The sequence below is a fragment of the Legionella sp. 16cNR16C genome (assembly GCF_021297775.1).
In the GTDB taxonomy this organism is placed as follows: Bacteria; Pseudomonadota; Gammaproteobacteria; order Legionellales; family Legionellaceae; genus Legionella_C; species Legionella_C quinlivanii_A.
This window is the reverse complement of sequence record NZ_JAJTMX010000002.1, coordinates 519,898-539,845: the sequence shown is the minus strand read 5'-3', so window position 1 is coordinate 539,845 and position 19,948 is coordinate 519,898. Positions and strand designations below refer to the sequence as shown.

Below are 19,948 nucleotides of genomic sequence, written 5' to 3'. Positions count from 1 at the left end.
ATAAAAAAATGATTGCTTTATAGTGACCTGAATTTTTTATTTGAGCAAATTCTATTTATACTAAAATACTTATAATTGAGTTTAACTAATAAGGCGCATAGATGATGAATTTTGATTTAATCGTTATTGGTGGGGGCAGCGGGGGAATAGCGAGTGCTGTTCGAGCTGCAAAACACGGGGCGAAAGTCGCCGTTATTGAACAGCAGCATCTTGGAGGAACCTGTGTTAATCTGGGCTGTGTTCCTAAAAAAATAATGTTCAATGCCTCAAGCATCGCCGAAATCATGGAAAAAGCCCCTGATTATGGATTTGACCCCTGCTCAGTTAAACTGGATTGGCCAACATTAATCGCCAGACGAACAGCTTACATTGAGCGGCTTCGTGAAAATTATCTTGCGCGCTTCAAGCAATTTAATATTATCCGGCTAAACGGGCATGGACGCTTTGTCGGATCAGATCAGGTTGAGGTAAACGGGCAGATTTATCAGGCACCGCACATAATTATTGCAACTGGAGGACAGCCCTCTATGCCGGCTGATCTTGAGGGAATTGAACTCGCAATTAGCTCGGATGGTTTTTTTGCTCTGGAAAAACTTCCTCAAAAAGTAGCGGTCATTGGCAGTGGATATATTGGGGTTGAACTCGCAGGAGTACTCAATGGTCTGGGTTCTGAAACACATCTGTTTTTACGAGGTAAAGCACCCCTTAGCCGATTCGACTCTATGCTGGGCGAGACCCTTATGGAGATAATGCTCAAAGATGGATTACAGGTTCATACGAACCATCGTGCCCGAAAAATTGAGTTACAAACCGATGGCAGACGAAGTATCCATTGCCAGAGCGGTTCTGTTCTCAGTGATTTTGATGTCGTCATCGCAGCCGTTGGCCGTTCTCCCCGTACTGATCAGCTGAATCTGGATGAGATTGGGGTTAAACGGGATCCGCGAGGGCTTATTGAAGTCGATAAATTTCAGCAAACCAATATTAAAGGTATTTACGCTATTGGAGATGTCATCGATGAGCCTGCGCTTACACCAGTTGCCATCGCTGCCGGCAGAAGACTGAGTGATCGTCTTTTTGGAGGCCAGGCTGAAGCCTTTCTCGATTACAGCAATATATGTTCAGTTGTCTTCAGTCACCCCCCGATAGGCAGTGTGGGCATGAGTGAAGAGGAAGCGGTCGCAAAATATGGAGCAGAGCAAATTAAAACCTATCAAACCCGATTTAATCCGATGTTTGATGCGTTTAGCGAGCATAAAAAGCCCACCGTTATGAAACTAGTTACCTTGGGTAAAGAAGAAAAGATCATTGGCTTACATATGATTGGTTACTATGCCGATGAGATACTGCAAGGATTTGGCGTTGCTGTAAAAATGGGGGCTACCAAAAAAGATTTCGACAACACAGTCGCAATCCACCCTACGAGCGCCGAAGAATTGGTAACGATGGTTTAGGTGCGAGTGTGAACTGATGAATTTAAGAGCATTTAATAAGATTTCCCCCTCCTTGGGGGAACGAGTCTATATTGATCTGGCTGCCTCGGTAATTGGCGATGTAAGTATTGGCAATGACAGTTCTGTCTGGCCAATGGCGGTGATCCGGGGCGATGTGAACTCCATTGAAATCGGTCATTCATGCAGTATTCAGGATGGTGCTGTTTTACATGTGACGCATGATGGTCCATTTACTGCCGGTGGCAGGAAGTTGATTCTGGGAAATGGGATTACAGTAGGCCATCAAGCCGTTCTGCATGCCTGTCATATAGAAGATTACTGTCTGATCGGCATGGGAGCATTAATACTGGACGCTGTTCATGTGGAGCATCATGTTATGATTGCTGCAGGCAGTGTAGTGTCACCCGGGAAGCGCCTTTTATCCGGCTACTTATATCTTGGTAATCCTGCGCGGCAAGTTCGGCCGCTCACCGAGCAGGAGTTGGAACAACTCGAATACTCAGCGAAACATTATGTCAGATTAAAAGATATGTATCTGAGAGACTGATTTGCCCTCTCCCCAACCCTCATTGCCATTAAGTTAGGTAAATTCTGCAATTGCAAGTAGGTTGTGCCCTTGGCACAACAATCATCGACACATCCATTCCACCAAATTTAGAACGCCATTTGTAAAAAGTAGCGGCGCTGATCACGTGCTCTCGGCAGAGCTCTGGGACAGGGGTGCCGCTTTCGGCTTGTTTTAAAATCGACAGTATTTGGCTGTCTGTAAATTTTGATCTTTTCATGCAGAATCTCCTCTCGTATAGGTTATGAGAAAATTCTACTTTTGGCATCAGTTATTTTTTGGGGGGATTACCGGCCGCTTTATCTTTTAAGAAATTGATTATCAACAGTTTTTGGGCAAGCTATATTAACAGTAATTGTTGATTTACTTAATTACTCTGGAGTTATTAAAGGAAGTGATTTAATTTGGATGATGTTATGTGGTTTTTTTTGGAAATTTTGTTGTGCATTAATTATGGTCTTTCCATCCTGGATTTTAGTTAAGTATTTAAAAAAAATTGAAAATGTAGATCATTATGATATCCACACCAATTTCAATCCATTTGTTTTAGAAATGAAGGAGGTTAGGTTGATTTAATACTGGATTCTTACCTCTATCAATATACCAATTATTTTATCAGATTTATTGTCGAGCTTAATTAAGCTCATGTTTTCACTGGTTTCTTGCATTTTGATGAAATAGTTCTGTTGTTCAATAAATAGTCTATTAAATAGAAGTCGATCGCTTTCCTTTCTATAAACAATTACAAAATCTCTATCTTTAGGAGTTTTTGCTACATCAAATATTAAAAAAGAGTTTAAAGGAAACAATGGCTCCATTGAGCTGTTATTCATAATCAGAGCAAATGAGTCTTGTGAGACTTGTTGGTTAATCAATAATGTTTCATCTGTGTCAGAAAAACATGCGGGCCATAATTTTAATAGTTCCCAATCAATGACTGGAACAGTTTGTATCTTCAAATCAGACTTTAGTTCTTCTGATATTTTTATTGTCATTGGTGTAAAGCCTAATAGCTCCTCTTGAGTAATGGAGAAATAATTAGCTATGGCCAATAATGCTCTCTTTCGTGGCTTTTTTGTCGACCCTGCTAAAATGTGGTGAATGGTTGGTTGAGGTATTTGGGTTAATCTGGCTAGCTCACTAACCGTCAAATTCCCATGAATACGCATCAAATGAGTCAGATTAGTAATTAGGTCATTTTCTTTCATGAATATTTAATAAATTTATTCTATTCCGATTGACAAGTAGTATTGCATACTTGTAAATTATGTCAATTTGAATAATATTATTCAAATTTATTCAAAATAATTTAATAAGGAGAAAAAAATGGATGAGCAACCAGAGCGTGTTTTGGCGTACCAATTGGCTTTAACGATTGATGATGAAGCATTGATGAAAGTGGCTCGGCGTTGTGATCGGCGTAGTTTTCGTCATTTGTTGGAGGCTCGGGTCAGGGATAATCAGAAGAAGATGTTGACTATGATTTTTCCTCCCTCCAGTCATTTTTATTTTATATAAGAAAATTGTCACAATTAGCTTTAAGGAAGAAGTAATGAAGTTTTTAATTCCCACCGATTTGAATGATACCCATACCTTGTTTGTGAAGTTTGCTCTTGAGCGTGTTAATCATGAAGTGAGATTGCTCTATCCAGCTGATTTCCCCACTCGGCAGACCAACTCAGTGTATATCAAAAAAGGGGAATATGAGTGGCGTTGTTCGGATTGCTATGAGTCGGTCCTCAATAATCACTATGATGTAGTATGGTGGCGCGGAATTAGAACATTCATTCCACGGGAGGCCTTGCATGCTGATGATTATGAGTTCACTCTGAAAGAAAATGCCTTGTTTTATGATTCTTTGTTTGAAAACTTGAATGATGATGCCTGGTGGGTAAATAGTAAAGAAGCCTCTAATCGAGCACGTTCCAAATTATTACAATTAAAATTAGCTCAGGAATGTGGGCTATTGGTACCCTACACCTTATGCTCCAATGATCCTTTGGAGATTCGTCACTTTGTCATTCACAACGAAGATAAGACTGGAGTCATTTATAAGCCCTTGACTACTTCTTGCTGGCATGAAGAAAAGCAAATCAAAATGTCTAATCCATCACAAGTCAGATTTTTGGGATTACCTCCCAATAAGGTTCTGCAATTGACTCCCGGGATTTACCAGATGGAAGTTAAGAAGGATTATGAGATTGTAGTTAATTGCTTTGGTGATTTTATGGTTGCCGCGAAACTTGTAGATCGCTCTCCTGAAAAATCTACATTAAATTGGCAGTCGATTGCTCAAGGCCAAGTTGAAGTTGAGCCTTATGAAGCCCCTGAAGAGTTACAAAAGAAATTGCGTTTGCTGATGTCAAAATTAGGCTTGGTTTATGGCTCTTTCAGTTTTATCCGCGATAGTGAAGGACAATATATTTTTAATGAAGCCCATGATGACAGGCAAATTCTCTGGCTTGAGGAATGCAATCCGGAATTTAGAATACTGGATATTTTTGTGCAGTTTTTACAATCAAAAACTATAAAATTCAAATGGCAGCCGAAAAAATTTCAGCATAGCCTCGAGCGTTATAGGGCGCAAGTTAGCAGCGCATTTACCGAAAACAGAGATTATCGATTGGATTTGAACAATTTGCCCTTCGAGTCGATGGATTATGTTATGAAAATTACCTATGACAAAGATTGGTGGCGCCCATACGACTAGAACCTTTTCAATATTTATTAACTTTGATTAAGTTCAGGATTAATAATGTATTGCCCTTGAGTGGGTGTCCATTCATGGAATTATAGAGCTGATCACCATATGGATACCCCTTTTCTGAATATAATGATTTCTTAATTCTTGAGCGAGATAGAGTGTAGAATAACCTGTTGTACGTGGTTAACGACACCCATGGTATATAAATCAAAGGCCGAAGAACTAATCATCGGCCAGATGCCAACAGATTTTAATTATCCAAAACAATACGATATCGTGCTTTACCTGAGCGCAGATGATCCAAAGCTTGATTCACGTCTTTCATTGCAAAGTGTTCAGTCATGGGCATGATGTTGTGTCGTGCGCAGAATTGCAGCATGTCTTGAATGGTAGCGGGGCTGCCGAGAGGGGAGCCTGAGATACTGCGCTGAGTCATAATCAGTTGCATTGATTGTGCAGGAATAGGCGCGGAGGTTACGCCAACTGTATGAAGGCGTCCATGTGGAGCAAGTGCATTAATGTAGGCTGACCAATCCAGATTAGCATTAGTGGTGTTCATGATAAAGTCAAACTGTCCTGCAAGTGCTTCGATTGCTTTTGGATCTTTTGAATTAACGACATGATGCGCGCCCATCTCTTTGGCTTCTGCTTCTTTGCCAGGGGAAGACGAAAAGGCTGTAACTTCGCATCCCCATTTGTTGAGAAACTGTAATGCCAAATGACCTAGCCCTCCAATACCAATAACGCCTACGCGATGAGTAGGGCACACTTCAAATTGCACAATGGGATTGAATACAGTAATTCCGCCGCAGAATAATGGACCGGCATTTTTAGCATCAATCGTTTCGGGTAAAGCGATTGCCCATTCTGAGTTACAACGCACCGTATCTGCAAATCCACCGTGTCGCCCGATTATCGTTTGTTCAGCCGTTCCACAAAGATTATGATCACCACTGAGACAACGATGGCAATGCATGCAGCTTCCACTAAACCAACCCAGGCCTACACGCTGTCCGATTTTCAAATTTTTAACATGATCTCCGACAGTCTTGACTGTGCCTATGACTTCATGACCAGGAACAATCGGATAATTACTGAAACCCCATTCATTATCAATCATAGCCAGATCTGAATGGCAAATGCCGCATGATTCCACTTTAATATCAACTTGATCTGCACCAATTTCACCTAAATCATATTCGAAAGGAGAAAGTTGACTGGATTTTTCTCTGGTTGCATAGGCATGGACTTTGGTCATGATAATTCCCTTTGAGATTTGGAGTGGATATTTTTTTAAAGCCATAGAATTTATTAAAAATAAGATTGGCAGAGCATTGACTGCTTGTCAAATTAGAATAAACGCATCTACAAGCACATTTTCGCATCTGATGCCTTCGTAAGCGCTTTATGCAACACCCTATAAAAAGGAACTGAATAACATTCCTGATTGCCATTCCAAGGGTTTCAAAAGATAATGAGTTTTTTAATAGTTAAGGATATCTATGTTAAGTCTGTTTCGGAAAGCACCTGCGGCTTCGCAAGCTACGGTCATGCCTGTTCATGACAAAAATCCCAAGGGAGAAACTGCACTTCATCGCGCAGCGAGAGTTGGGAATAGTAAACTTATGGATGAGCTGTTAAAGGATGCCGCCTTGGTTGATGCTCAGACCGATCTTTGGGATACCGCATTACTTATTGCAGCCCGCGGGCATCATTATGAAGCCGCGAAAACGCTGATAAATCATAAGGCTTCCGTCACAATAGCTAACAAACAGGGCGAATTGCCTATTCACTTTGCAGCAACTGCGGCTGATGTGGATTTAAATGTCTTGATCTGGAGCAAAGAGACGCTTAACGCATTGAACACGCAGGGTGAAAACCCTTTGCATTACGCGGTTGCGGCTGGAAGCCTCCCAAATGTAAAAATGCTCTTGGCGAATGGCATCAATACTAATCAGGCTACTATAAAAGCTTCTTCTTTTGCATCAAAAGGACTTCATACCTTCCCTGGATTGAGTACTCCCGTTCACTATGCTTTACATAGAGAAGATTTAGGCATCTTGCGGGAGTTGATGCGATACGACTACAACAGGAATTTGCAGAATCAACGAGGGGAGACTGCCGCATTTCTGGCTGTAAGCCACAAGCAGGCTGACAGTCTGACGGATGAGGAGCTTCGCAGTTTGCTAAAAGGTCTTCATCTGGAAAAATTAACCGGGAACAAGGAAACAGTGCTTCATGCGGCGTCAAAAAATATGAAGATCACTGCTTCGCAATTAACCACTATTTTATCCATAGTTAACCCTGAAGCTGAGAATAAGAGCCGTCGGGTTAATCATACGATAATGGACGCTAAAAACGATTCAGGAAAAACCGCTTTAATTCAGGCGGTTATCCAGAAACAAGCAGACAAAGCAGAGCTTTTATTAAGTCATGGCGCTAATCCAAATATCGAAGACGCATCAGGTTTTACCGCTATCGTCTACGCCGCTCAGAAGGGCGATAATGCGATGCTTGAAAAACTGAAAGCAGGAGGGGCTGATTTTACCGGGCCAGCGGGTGAGCTTGCTATTAAACAAGCCTTGTTAAATAAACATATCTCTACTGCTACACTGCTGATTAAATCAGGAGCGAAGGCCCAAACGCCTGTTTATCCAAGCGTAAGAATGAAAACACATTCTAGCATCAGCTCATATAGTTCAATCAGTGAATCTGTAAAAGTCAATGATGGTAAAGATCACCTGGGCTGTATCAAAGCAGGGGATACTGCTTTACATATTACTGCCAGACGAAGCAGCTTGAATGAGGCAGAGAAAGCAGAGAATCTGGCATTGGCCACTGCTTGTCTGGAGCAAAATAAAGGGCTGGTGAATGTGGGTAATGCCAAAGGGAAAACGCCTCCCTTTTATGCCTTAAAGACACTTAATGAAGATATCGCTCCTCAGTTATCCTCCAAAGGAGCGCAATTTATAGAAAGCAGTAAGGAGCCTTCGAGCAGTCATCGAGATCCTCGTTATTACTCACTGGACATGGCCGCAGCGGACTCATTATTTACCAGGGAAACAAGAGCTCTCTTTTTCAAGGGGGAATACGTATTAACTCCAGAGCAGTTATCTATTAAACAGAAAGTGGCGGAAAAATACCATTTGTCCGGAAAAGATGTACCTCCACCGACTAAAATGGCTGACTTGGGAGCAGAGGAGATGTTGGTTCAGGAAGGTGAGGAGGCCTCTCAGGGACCAAGAGCGCTAAGCTGCTAGGGATGGGACAGATGAGCCAGAATTAACCTGATTGAATTTGGTAATTTTAAAGCAGCCAGTCAGGCAATGCCTGTCCTTGCCTTCGCAAAGGACGGGCATGTGCTTTGAACTCTGATCCAAAATTTAACCGGCGTAACCTCTATCCAGTTCCTGAGCTGGGTGTGGCTGATCTTTTCTTTGTATGAGATAGGCACTTAAAGATTCTGCCCGGCTTAATATTTCCTGACTTATTGTTTGCAAATGGCCAGAAAACTTCTCTTCTTTTAAGATTTGAATTAAGCCGGCCAATTCTTCGCCGCCCATATCATTCAGGTTCCCTTCATGGGTTCGGATAAATTGATTAAGTTTATTCCTCAGGTTTGATACCTTGGAATTTTCCTTTTGATTGGCTGTTCTCCAAAAAGTTCTGTCCATAAAGCCGTTTCTGGAAAAAATATCATCAAGATAATCTTTAGCCATTGTCTCAAGTTTAGCCGTCAACTCCATAATGTCTTCTTTGCAACGAATTTCATAAGCCTGAAAATCCTGCAGCACCGTAATATCCTGTACCCAGTGTCGTACAATTTGATCTTCCATCTGGTTTATTGTACTTAACAAGCGGCTATGCCCGCTTTGATTGAGTTTACGTCCGCTTCGTTGCTGATTTTTTGCGATATCATCATCGAGTATGTTATTTCGGGTTTCACGAAGAACATTCAAAAGTTCAATATAGCGATTGGGACTTGCTGCTCCTTTACTATTGAGTCTCACGAGTAAAGAATTGATTTGTTGATCACGCGTTTCAGATTTAAACCAGGCTCCTTTGTATTGTTTACCCAGGAGAGTCAAGTTCTTTTCGAGATCGGTTAATAAAGCTTTACTCTCTTTTTCGCCATGAAGAGCATTTAAATCCAGATTGGGTTTGCCAATAATGGCTAATTCATTGGCTATCTGGAATAAGCCTTGCTGCTGCACCGGACTGAGGTCGCGCACCAGACGCAGGTTGCTCGAGGGCTTTTGCGCTAAAATCCGTCTGCTTTCCTGAGTATAGTGTTTAAGGCCATCTTCCAGAAGCATTTCATTTTTCCTGTCGGACCAATTAATGCGTCGGGTGTCATTCTGTTTAGCATTGACAAAGGCCTGGTGATTTAGCATATGCAGCCACATCACGCGGTTACGGGTCTGATTGACAGTTTTGTTATCAAATTGATACCAGCTTTCCTGTCGAATATTTTCTTTCATCAGCTCCACGTCACCACGACAATCAGAGGCTTTTTTGTAAAACCACTCAGCCATATCTTTTACTGCGTCTTGATGCGCATCAGGAGTATCGCTCAGATAGACCGCCAGATTATCGTGTAAATATTGTTCTTGCGGCAGTTTATTGGTGCTTTGCAGAATAGCATTCAGTTTTCCAATTTCGGCAAAGTTGTTTTGTTGGAAACGATCAATTCCTTCAAAAATGTAAGCCAATTCCTGCGGGCTGGATTGAGGTTCGCTGCCCACGGCCATAAACAATGCTCTTAAAAGAGGCTCTAATTCCCTGTCTTTAATGTTTCTGTTCTCAGCATAACGCAGCGATTGCATCAGACTGGCTGGATTGGCTTGTATATTGACCTGAAAGCCGCCCCATGCTTTAAGCAAAATTGCTAAAGAACTGGCAGGTAATAATTTTAAGCTCTGATCAAAGGCTTTTTTATCGGCAAGGTTGAGAAGAGCGTTTTCTTCAACAATTTTTCTGATGCTGTTTAATGATTGACAGCAAGCCGAGAATTCGTTGAGATTTTGATTTAGCTGACGGGCGACTCTCAAGAGGGCGCTGACATCGGTTTGAGTTATTGAAAGATCACCCATCGCGTTCTGCCAATCTTCGAGACTGAATAAACAATTGGCTGCATGGGATTGCAATTCTTTGCTTAAAGCAGGCATCTTATAGAATAACGAGACAAACCACTGAGCGCCTTTGATCAAATCACTGTGCCTTTCATGCCTTGCTCTTTGCAGGAATTGTTCTAATACCTGCAAGAACTCTTTGAGTTGCTCGCTGGATTCCTTCTGCAATGACCAGTTGACAGAGGCCAGGACCTGGCAATAAGTTTTGAACAGTTCGGCAGTCATATGTTGTTGATTAGCCAGGAGCAACAGATGTTTTGTGCCCGCATCACTAAATGAATGCTGTGCAAGGATTTGCTGTAATGTTTCCAGGCTGAAAGGGGGATTATTCGTAAAGCGTACTAATTCCTGCCTGGATACTGGCATTTTTTCAAGCATGGACAGATACCACTGCGAACCATCGGCCAAATTGGAATGACCTTGAGCTTTCGCAGATTGCAAAAATTGAGTATAGGTTTGTAGACCTTGCCTTAGCTTTTCTTTAGTTTCTCCTTGTTTAGACCAGCGAGTCTCAGCTAAAGATTGACAGCATAGGCAAAAGTCTTCGAGACTCATCAATTGCTCATTTGCTTTGTGAAGTAAAATCTCGATTCCAGCTTCGTTAAAGGAGTGTTTCTCAAACTGCGCCTGCAAATCCTGCAGCTTAAATGGCGGTCTGAGAACAAAGCAATCCAACTCTTGCCGGATAGAGGGCATTTTTTGCAGGCTGGATAAATACCAGAGCGAGGCATTGCCAAATTGGGTATTGCCTTGCTGCTCTGCGGCCTCCAGGAATTGTTGATAGCTCTTAAGCATCGACCCCGTCTGTTCTCTGACGTTTGCTTCCGATTTCCAGGTGCTCAGTATCTGATTTATCACACTAGCCGATTGTTTCTGTTGTTCTAGAGAGAAATGGTATTTGCTGACCCACAACTGGTTTAATAGTTTTAAGTGAGAAACCTGCAAATTGCCAGCCATTTCCGGTGAGATAGCCGCTAGTTCCAAGCCCTGATACCAGCTTTTTCCTTGCTCAGTCAGGAGACTGCCAATCACCGGCAGTGCTGCATTTGTCATGCCTTCGGCAAGGAAGCCCCACAGCGCTCGCAGTTCGGCCCGATAATGACCTTCATTAAGATTCCACCAGCGTTCGGTTTTTTTCACCAGGGTGTTGAAAGAATCCCAGTTAACGCCCTCCGAAAACTGTTGCATGACCTTGGCAAACTGCTGGAGAAATAATTCACGATCTTCTTCAGGCAGCTGAGTCATCAAGTCTTCACAGCGACGGAGCATTCGAATGCGCTGAACATAGTTACTTTGGGTCGCTTCTTTTAGTTGACTAAACAATTTTCCTTCATCATTGGGGAAGCTATGCGCCAAATGCCAGAGGCTTTCATTGTCTTCATAACTCATTGCTCCACCGGAAAATCGGTGTGACATATCCGCCATCGGAGTATCATGAAGCAGATTATCAATGTTTTCCAAATACAGCTTACCCCAGCGCAGTTGTTCATATTCTGAAAACTGACCCAAATAATTGAGCAGAGGCAGGATCTGGCTTACCCGGTCTTTATCTTCCAGAAGACCAGGTCCGGTCATCCACTGGCTTAAGATGTGTTGTAGCGAGGGGTGTAATTTTCCACTGGAGCGTATAAATGACTGGCGAATTTCGGATGACACCGCTTTTAAAATATCATCCGCGTTGGGGGTAAGCAGGCCGCCGGCTTTGATTTGGCCATGGATTGGGGAGGCCTTGGTTATTTGCTGTACGCGGATTTTTAATTGTTCACTGAACTGCTCAACACTCGCGAATTCCTGAGCATCATGGGTGAAACTTTCTAAAATATCCGCCTGAGTTGCCAGGATTGCCAGCTGTTCGGGAATGCTGTTAAGAATCTCATGGCTCTTTGTGCCAAGAGGCAGGGCAGAGAGGATTGCACCCAGATTGGCCATGTTATAAGTGCTCTTGTCAGCGGGTTGGAATTGTTCCAGCTGAATAAGCAAAGTAACTTCCGCAGCAGGTGTGAAGTTGAAGGGAGTGATATTCACTTTGCCCATTAACTCCTCATAATTCGCCTGTAAATCTTTGGCTGCTTCACCAATTCGCTCTTCGATAAGACGAATCTTTTCTAAAGAAGTTAAGTGATTCAAGGCGGAAATACTCAGCCATTTTTTCTCAAGACTATTGAGATGACGAGTCAGCATGCTGGTAAACTCTGAGGCTTGTCCGGGATCAATGAAAGTGGAAATCAGGCGCATTCCCCAAGCGGAAAATTGAGCGATGCCGGTACGAAAACCCTGAGTGGCTGCATTTTGCAAGCTAAATACATATTCACGCAAAAGCATAACCTGCTCAAACAGTTTTTCATTTTCAGAATTACCAGGAACTTCCTGTAAACTTGCTTTGATCTTGTCGTGTTCGAGTCCGGGGGTGGCCTCAATAATCCGCAATAATTGCTTGCGTTCCTGTTGCAGCTCGTCTTCGAGATAAAACTGAAACACTTGTCCTTCTTCGCCGTTTCGTGCGGTACGACCGCCGGTCTGTAATAAATCATTGACATCACCGGTATCGAAAATAAATACGGCTTCAACGCCGACGTTATCACCGCGGCCAAAGCCTGATGCTACCAGAGCGATCCCTTTTTGCTTTTTACCCCCCTTCCATTCTTCCATCCTTTGTTTGTTCGCAAGCACTTCGCTGCTAGTCGCTTTATCTTCATTGGTATAGAAAATGAGATTTTCCAATTCTTCCTTGCTTAATCGCGCGCTAAGAATGGATTGGATTTCAAGAACCTTCTTATCGTTTTTACAAGCAAAAAGGACCGATTTCTTTTCTGCCATGCAAAGCTTGAGCTGTTGCAGCATGGCCTCAATCCGCTGCTCCTGATTTCGGTAAAATTTGGCATTATGCCAGTATCGCAAATCGCTTTGATTGGTGGATACATGCAAAACCTGCGTTCCATGCTCCTTGTTCAGTGCCTGCGCCTGTGATGTGGAAATTGTTGCAGTGAAGCCTTCCCAGCGTGTCCATAAGCGGGGTATGAGTGTAGCGGCGACTTGTGAGCTGATAATGTGACTCTCTGGAAGCACATGATAGTTTTGAGCTTCATTCTGTTTTTTGGCTTCCTCGTTGAGGTTGGTTGCGACTAACTGATGCACTCCTGCGCTAAAAGTAGAGCCGGTCGCTTTATGATTGTTAGTTGTGAGAGGAACAATTTCTTTTAGGAGATAAGAAGCGCCGCCTATTGGCACATTGTCTTCCAGGACTGAATATTTTTCGCCTCGCTGCAGTGACATGGCTTCATGGGCAGATTGAATCCAGCTGACCAACTGTAAACCGTCACGCGCCAGTAAAACCAGGTATTTGGTTTTTTCCTCATCATCCTGCGCTTTTTCAATCAGAAATTCTAATAATGCTGTAACACTTTCCCTGGTGATTTCTTCTATCTTAAAACGATCTTTATTTGCTTCATAGAAATCATTTAATGCCCGGTAAAACCAAATCATTTGTTTAGGAGTACGTCCGGTAGGGCGGGCATAGTTAAATGCCATTTTTCGGCCTTGACCAAAATAGGTGTCATCGAATTCATCGCCCAAGCCTTCCGACTTATCAGGATCAATGTCAATCGGTTGACCCTGGAAGCTTTGTTCATCAAGAAACAGAGATAGATCTCCCAGTGTTGTATAATGAACCTGGGCCCCGGTATAACTTTCACGACTGGATTTGGGAGTAATTGTCGAAGTGCTTATATTTAAGTAGTCATAAAAGGCCTGATAATCTTCCAAATCCCGCTCAGCCAGACTGCGTTTGGCGGTAAAGACGGTGGCAGTTTGACCTTGAGCTGCTTTTTTGGCGGCGCGCATGGCTACGAAATGGCTTTTTCCTTCACCAGTGCCGAGACGCAGCACCCGGCTGGATGCGGTGACAGCCACATCATTGGCAATCAAGGCGAATTGCTGAGCCATATGCGGGTATTTTCGGGTGGTTAAGCCAAGAGCATGAAATTCCAGCGCCCAGATTTGCACCTGGCGGCTATCGCTCGCAGGGCTTTTACACAGGCGATGGAATGCTTCAGCTAATTCATCTCGGCTCAGATCTGCAATCGCCTTGTTGCAACCCTCAACAAAGGCCTCACCGGTTTCCAGTCGCTTTAATTCAGCAAACATCAGGCTGATTCTGGCAATTTCAGTTGCGGTCAAAGGACGATTGACCTTCCCGTCAGTGACTCTGGTTGAAGTAAACATACGCCGCAAATCAGCTGCGCGCGTTTTAGGCACATGACTATGGTCTGGCCGTATTTCTGGATGCGGCTTTTTAAGAAAGCCTGATAATTCCTTTTTGAAATCATGGCTGGTATCGGCTCGTTTGAGCAAACGTATTAAATCATCCGCACCAGGTGATGGCTGTTTGGGATAAGTAGAGGCCAGTGCTGTCAGTTCATCTAGGGACAAACGGCTTAAGCGCTCTATGAGTTTAGGTGCTTTGCGGTCCAGTTCATATTCATAGGCTTCCTTGTCACGCAAACCGGGTTGCAGACAGCTCCAGGCGATAATGTGGAATACCAGGGCACGTTCTGCACTTCGCTCATCACCCAGTTTCGCCATGACTTGATTGAATAGGTTCTCTTCACGAGGATCTGCGGCGATTGCCTTTAACCACAGGGCTGTAGATTTGGGCCAGGCCTCTTTTACAGAAGGGTTGGGCATAGGATGGTTCAATAATTGCCGTAGTTTGGCAAAACGATTTTCCATGCTCACTTTATTGAGACTGCTATTCAATATTTGCAAAGCCGAATCGCGACTGGTTGCATGCTGCTCGGAGGATAAAAGATTGATGGCCTCAGTCAGCAGGCTGGTTGTGCGCGCGTACTGATATTCATGCAGTGCCAGCTGGCATAGCGCGGTTTGCTGTGGTCTTGTAAAAACGGTGTTCTTCAGGATGCCTTTTAACGGAATAATCAAGTCCTGTGGAAAATCTTTTTCCGCATTATCAATAGGTTTTGCTTTTAATAGCTCGTCGGCAAGAATAACTTGCAACATATCCAATGGAAAAGGGACCTGTTCATCTTCAGGTTTTAATACATCCAGAATCTTACTGAAGTAACTGGCACTCCACACCTGATCTTTCGCCGTTTTTTCAAGAATGGCCAGTAGAGGCTCCACCTCATTTAAATAGGTACGGTTAAGCTGTAAGCTGGTAAAAAAAGCAAGCAGGGGTTGTAAAGCCTCTGCGGCATCACCTTGGGTGGGAATAACAATATGGTTTTTAAGAAAAGTCCACAAACGATGTTGATGGTCGACAAACAGGCCTAGTTTTGCAGGGCGCTCTTCTTCAACAAGATTGCGAAATTCTCCTGAACGCGAATATTTGAACACAATGTTTTGATCAGAAAGTCTGCTAATAAACTGCTTGCGGATCGCTGTGCGGTTGACCGGTTTATTATTCATTTCCCCGATAGTTCTGAGAAAATCGTCCCAGTTTTTCGGCTGATGCAATGCCTGGGGATTACCCTGATTAAAATTAACGGAGAATAAATGGTTTAGTAACAAATCCAACTCATTCATTACAGCTAAAGTTAAACCGTCTGTCGCTTGTATAAAATCTCGTAATTGCTTTTCGGTAAATGCGCCAAATAAGGTAGCTGCTTTGTAGGCCGCCAGTTGCAGGAATTGAGGATGACTGACTTTAAAGGCAAGTTTAATTTCAAAAAGATTAAGGAAATCCGGCATTTTTACCTGATTGCCGCCTTCCATCAATAAATCCAGCGCTTCCAGGAAATTTCCATGCGGGTAAGCTGCCAGTAAAGCCTGTCCCCGCCGAGTTTGTAAAATATCCTTGGCTGCATCCAAAGTATTGAGTGTAATGCTGAGTTGAGCATGGCCCAAACGAAAAATAGCCTCATGTAAATGGCTGGCAATACTGGTCACTAAGGGAACTGGAAGGCTTTGCACTCGATCAACTATGGCAGCCATCTGACGCGCGTCATATTGAGTATAGAGAAGCCAGAGCAGTTGATGGCGGGATAGTAAATCATTGTTGGCGAGTTTTTCACTAATCAGACTGTAATCTTCATGGCTGAATTGTGCGCGTGACGCTAATGTTCTGCGAATATTCAAGGCTGCCTCATGTGAGGTCCAGTTGAAAATTGAAGATAATTCCGGGGCGTAAGTCGGCTTGCCATGTTTAAAATGAGATAATGCAAGTTCCTCATCAAAATATTTGAAGTGTTCTTGCTGAATAGCATAGTGTACGCCGCCATGCGTTAAATCCATTCTATGCAGCGATTTTAAAAAGCGCGTTTTCTCCTCCTGGGCAGGAAGGCTGCGCAGGGAATCCAGTATACGATCGACTTCGACCAGCATATTTCGCGGTTCAAGCTCTGAAAACTCATCGCCAGATAAAGAAAGATCCATTTTAGCGAGTTCTTTGACCAGATAATCAAAGGCTTTCCATAGTACTTCAGTGTGTTCAGCAGGCACATGATTTAAATGTTTACTGCAAAAGCCTAACCAGGCTTCTCTGTGCGGCTGGGCTCTGGCGGGAGCCAAATGCTCAATCATGCTGTCAATAGCACTGAAGAAAGCAGGACTAATATAGAAGTTATAGTTTTCAGCTTTACTTAATACCTCAGAGTGAAACGCATCGAAAAATTGTATGCCTAACTGGTTTTCAATCTGACGAAACTTGGCAATCAGCAAGCCAAGTGTTTCCTCGCCATTACGATAATAAACCTGACCAAGCGCTCGGAGGGTGCTGATATCCGCTTGCTCGCGCTTAGCCCACATTTTAGTCCATTCAGCCAACTCAGGCTGCCGGGAGAATAAAATGTCACAGGCGCGGGGAAGTTTTAGCAGAAGATCCTGCTCTTTTAGTTTGAAAAATGCAGTGATAGCCTCGGGTCCACCGTATTGCCAGGCTTGAATAAACACCTGCCAGTGTCGAAGCACACGGGGAACGTCTTTTACCATAGCTGCAATATCAGGATTTTTTCTCGAAAAGGTTTTCCATTCTTCTGAATAGTCTTTAACCGGCTGCAACACTTCAAAGAGAACGAGAGGCTGGAAATCATCTGCAGTTTCCAGTTTGGCCCTGTGTTCAAGATAATAATCAATATTGAATTGGCGAAAGTCTCCTTCCCAAAACTCCTGAACGGGTTTAGTCACTTGCAAGTCAACTGTAAGCGGGGTTGGAACGCCGCAGACATAACCCATTTCAATATTGTAACAGAGAATCAGCTGACCATCTTTGGAGCGCTGAGTGTAAATACCTTTCGGTGTGTTATTTGTTTTGGGACCAGAAGAAAGGCGCGTATGATGACGCAGCATCACCTTTGCCGCATCGAGAGTCATTGCCGATATTACATGCGGGGCTTTGACTCTGGGCTCTGCATTAATCCAGGTATGGAAAAACGCCTGCAAAGGAGTTTCTTCAGGTGTACCAAGTGGTGCATAACGTTTAACATCACATTGATTTTCTGCGATGTAGTCCTGATAGTATTTCCCCAGTAAGCGGTCGATATTGTCATAAGTGACCAGCTCACTGGTAATAACTTCTTCAACCACCTGAAGCCCCATCCGCTGTTGTTCCTGCTGTATCTGGCGGTTTTGCTGAATTTCCTGCTGCTGTTGCATTTGCAATTGCACACCGCTGCCTCGCTGCAAAGGCCAGGGGCCTTTATCTGCGTCGTCAAAGTGCAGTTTAATTGATTCAGCCGATGTGTTGAGGGCTTTGGGTTCAGCGAAGGCATTATCTGATTTGGCGTAATCGAAACGACTATTCTCCCTGATTTGCAATGAAAGCATTGCCCCCTGTTTCAGGTGTCGGTTATTAAGAATCACATTATTCAATTGACGATAACGGGAACGCAGCTCACGATATTCTTCGGTGGTGGTCTCTTCCCCTTCAAGTTCGGGAATGACAATCAGCCCAGTCCAGCGCCCTCTCTGGGCGGCTCTCGCCAATTCACTCAAAAAGATGGCGAATTCGCGTTTATGACGCAGACATTGAGCCAGATTAATTTGTTCAAAACTGTCTTTTTCATTAATGTGCTCAAGCAAGGCAATATAGGCTTTGTCATTGCCTGGCTGGTAGGCTGCACTGATTTGATTAAAGGGAAAGGAATAACCATTACGTAAATGATCTGATAATAAGGCAAGATACTCCCTGACTTCATGCTGCTGGCAGGAGAGATAGAATAAGGGGCGGTTGCGGCCATAGATGCTTAGCAGATTTTCACTGAGATCTGAATCTCTCAAAAAAGACAGCACTTCGGATAGTCCTTTGACGCCCATGTCTTCAATACACTGCTTGAATATTTTATGCTCTTTTTTATTGGCAGCCAGATCATCTGCTTCATTCAGATGTAGTAACCAGAAACGTGCGACCCGTTGCCAGTAGTTGTCGACCATGGGCGGTAAATATCCGGATTCTTTAAGCCAGCTGTTACGGCCAAGAACTGGTAATAGCTCATCTCGCAGTTGTCTCAGTGAGTGATTTGCTTCATTAATTAGCAACTCAGTGATGTGTGCATTATCCTGCACTTGTTTTTTGATGAGTAATGACTCTTCAAGATTGAGATTAAACTTCGCTGGCAGGTGAATTTTAAGTTTTGGCTGCTTCGACTGACCGCGAAATGTATTGAGCACCATCGCAGTTGCCATATCTCTTTGAGGAATAGCCCGTGAACTTTTATCAAGCGACATGTAATTAAAGAAAGCACTATTGGTTTCAGTTTCGCGGCAAGCATTTTTATGCTCAAGCTGAAAAGAGGATTGATCAATGTTGTCTGGTACGGTCAAAGTGGTCAATTCGTTTTCAATTCTGAGAACAGGAGGATAGCCAAATCGAGTCATTGCAGGTACCAGACCTGGGATATTTGAACGATAGGCAGGTTTCCAATGCGCATCGAATACATTTATCTCATATTCATTTTCGCCAAAAATGCGAATGACATCGACCAGACTGTTGGGAGTGATAGGTTTTCCAGCGACATTGGGCAAGGCGGAAATGGCTGTTAATTTTATGGGGAGGTAGCCAGACCACTTCCCTTCAGGAGTTGTGTCCTGGAGCGTCTTATTTATTCTTTTAAATGCCTCGGTACAGAAGCGATTATATTCCTGTTCATAACAGCTGTAATGCACGCCTTTTGCGTCATCATCCCCACGAAACTGGGCAAATACATAGCATCCTAATAAGAAATTAAAATCTGAGGATACATCAAAAAGCCAGGTCTTACTGATATTCTGATCCAGCCAGGCAATTGCGGTATAGCCCGTTGAAATGAGATTAATTGCTTTTCTCGCGCTCACTTCCTGAAATTCAATGGCCAGTCGTTTCTCCAGCTCTTTCTTTTCTTCTTCAAGAAGAGGGGTTTCACAATAAATCTGAGGATTCATTTTATTGCGCAGATCCACAACACCCCATTTAGCAAGGCCTTTGGGATCTCGATTAAAATTGACGATGAGCGCATTATTACGTAATTTGATTGCCTGTGCGTTTTCGGACTGAATATTCAAAAGATTGAATACACTGAGCTCGAAATGCCTGCCTTTATGAGCGGCTCGGTGTTTTATGTGTTCAGTTAATCGCAGCATATCCAGGTAGGTGACGGGCTCCGCTGGTTTTAATTGTCCGGTAGCGGTTTTCTCCAAAAAGCCTAATTGTGAAGAGGGTTTTCCTTCAAAAGGGGGAACAAAAACCATTTTTTCAAGAAAGCACGTCCTTACGGATTGATCTGCTTGAAGAATTTCTGAAATTTTCTGGCTGATCTCGCCAACAGTAAACAGTTTTCTGGAGTTGAGCTGAGAGATAATCTTGTCAAAAAATTCTGTATAACTTCCTTTTCGTTTATGTTTGATTTCTTCTTCCAAAACCGTGAGGTTGAAAAGCCCATGAAAATGAGTTTCGAGCGCCTCAAAGATTTCTTCAAAATTATCGAAATTATACTTTTGGCGAAGTTTGGGAAAAGAATCAGAATACATGAGATACCTCAAAGCTTGGAAGTAGGCTAAGTTTAGAGAGGTTTCCTTAATGAAATATTAAGAACTCGGTGGCGCTAAATTATGTCATATCTATCGGTAAACTGACCTCCCTAAGGCTCATGATGACAAGAGGCTA

The 19,948-nt window shown here is 43.2% G+C and carries 8 protein-coding genes and 1 pseudogene; 5 read left to right on the top strand and 4 right to left on the bottom strand.

Going from position 1 to position 19,948, the window contains the following annotated elements; all coding sequences use genetic code 11:
* The first annotated feature begins 101 nt into the window (after positions 1 to 101).
* Positions 102 to 1,454: a glutathione-disulfide reductase gene (gorA, locus tag LXA66_RS06360; RefSeq protein WP_233012443.1), complete on the top strand. Its 1,353-nt coding sequence runs from the start codon at positions 102 to 104 to the stop codon at positions 1,452 to 1,454.
* 16 nt (positions 1,455 to 1,470) lie between these two features.
* Positions 1,471 to 2,001, top strand: a complete 531-nt coding sequence (locus tag LXA66_RS06355) for a gamma carbonic anhydrase family protein (protein WP_233012442.1) — start codon at positions 1,471 to 1,473, stop codon at positions 1,999 to 2,001.
* 79 nt (positions 2,002 to 2,080) lie between these two features.
* Here the strand turns inward: LXA66_RS06355 and LXA66_RS06350 are convergent.
* Positions 2,081 to 2,239, bottom strand: a pseudogene (locus tag LXA66_RS06350) (transposase); the annotation flags it as partial.
* Positions 2,240 to 2,591: 352 nt separating this feature from the next.
* Positions 2,592 to 3,227: a LexA family transcriptional regulator gene (locus LXA66_RS06345; protein ID WP_233012441.1), complete on the bottom strand. Its 636-nt coding sequence runs from the start codon at positions 3,225 to 3,227 to the stop codon at positions 2,592 to 2,594.
* 118 nt (positions 3,228 to 3,345) lie between these two features.
* Between LXA66_RS06345 and LXA66_RS06340 the strand changes: the two genes are divergently transcribed.
* Both LXA66_RS06340 and LXA66_RS06335 read left to right on the top strand, forming a co-directional pair.
* Positions 3,346 to 3,537: a hypothetical protein gene (locus LXA66_RS06340; RefSeq protein ID WP_112220541.1), complete on the top strand. Its 192-nt coding sequence runs from the start codon at positions 3,346 to 3,348 to the stop codon at positions 3,535 to 3,537.
* 34 nt (positions 3,538 to 3,571) lie between these two features.
* Positions 3,572 to 4,729 carry a hypothetical protein gene (locus LXA66_RS06335; protein ID WP_233012440.1) on the top strand — a complete coding sequence of 386 codons (1,158 nt, stop codon included), beginning with the start codon at positions 3,572 to 3,574 and terminating at the stop codon, positions 4,727 to 4,729.
* A 244-nt stretch (positions 4,730 to 4,973) separates the two neighbouring features.
* Here LXA66_RS06335 and LXA66_RS06330 read toward each other — a convergent pair whose 3' ends face one another.
* Complete coding sequence (locus LXA66_RS06330) at positions 4,974 to 5,981, bottom strand: NAD(P)-dependent alcohol dehydrogenase (protein WP_233012439.1); 1,008 nt, start codon at positions 5,979 to 5,981, stop codon at positions 4,974 to 4,976.
* A 244-nt stretch (positions 5,982 to 6,225) separates the two neighbouring features.
* On the opposite strand from LXA66_RS06330, the gene LXA66_RS06325 reads away from it, so the two are divergent.
* Positions 6,226 to 7,983 (top strand): ankyrin repeat domain-containing protein, encoded by a 1,758-nt coding sequence (locus tag LXA66_RS06325; RefSeq protein ID WP_233012438.1) that lies wholly within the window; start codon positions 6,226 to 6,228, stop codon positions 7,981 to 7,983.
* Positions 7,984 to 8,106: 123 nt separating this feature from the next.
* Here LXA66_RS06325 and LXA66_RS06320 read toward each other — a convergent pair whose 3' ends face one another.
* Positions 8,107 to 19,812, bottom strand: coding sequence for a hypothetical protein (locus LXA66_RS06320; RefSeq protein WP_233012437.1), 11,706 nt, complete (start codon positions 19,810 to 19,812; stop codon positions 8,107 to 8,109).
* Between the last annotated feature and the right edge of the window lie 136 nt (positions 19,813 to 19,948).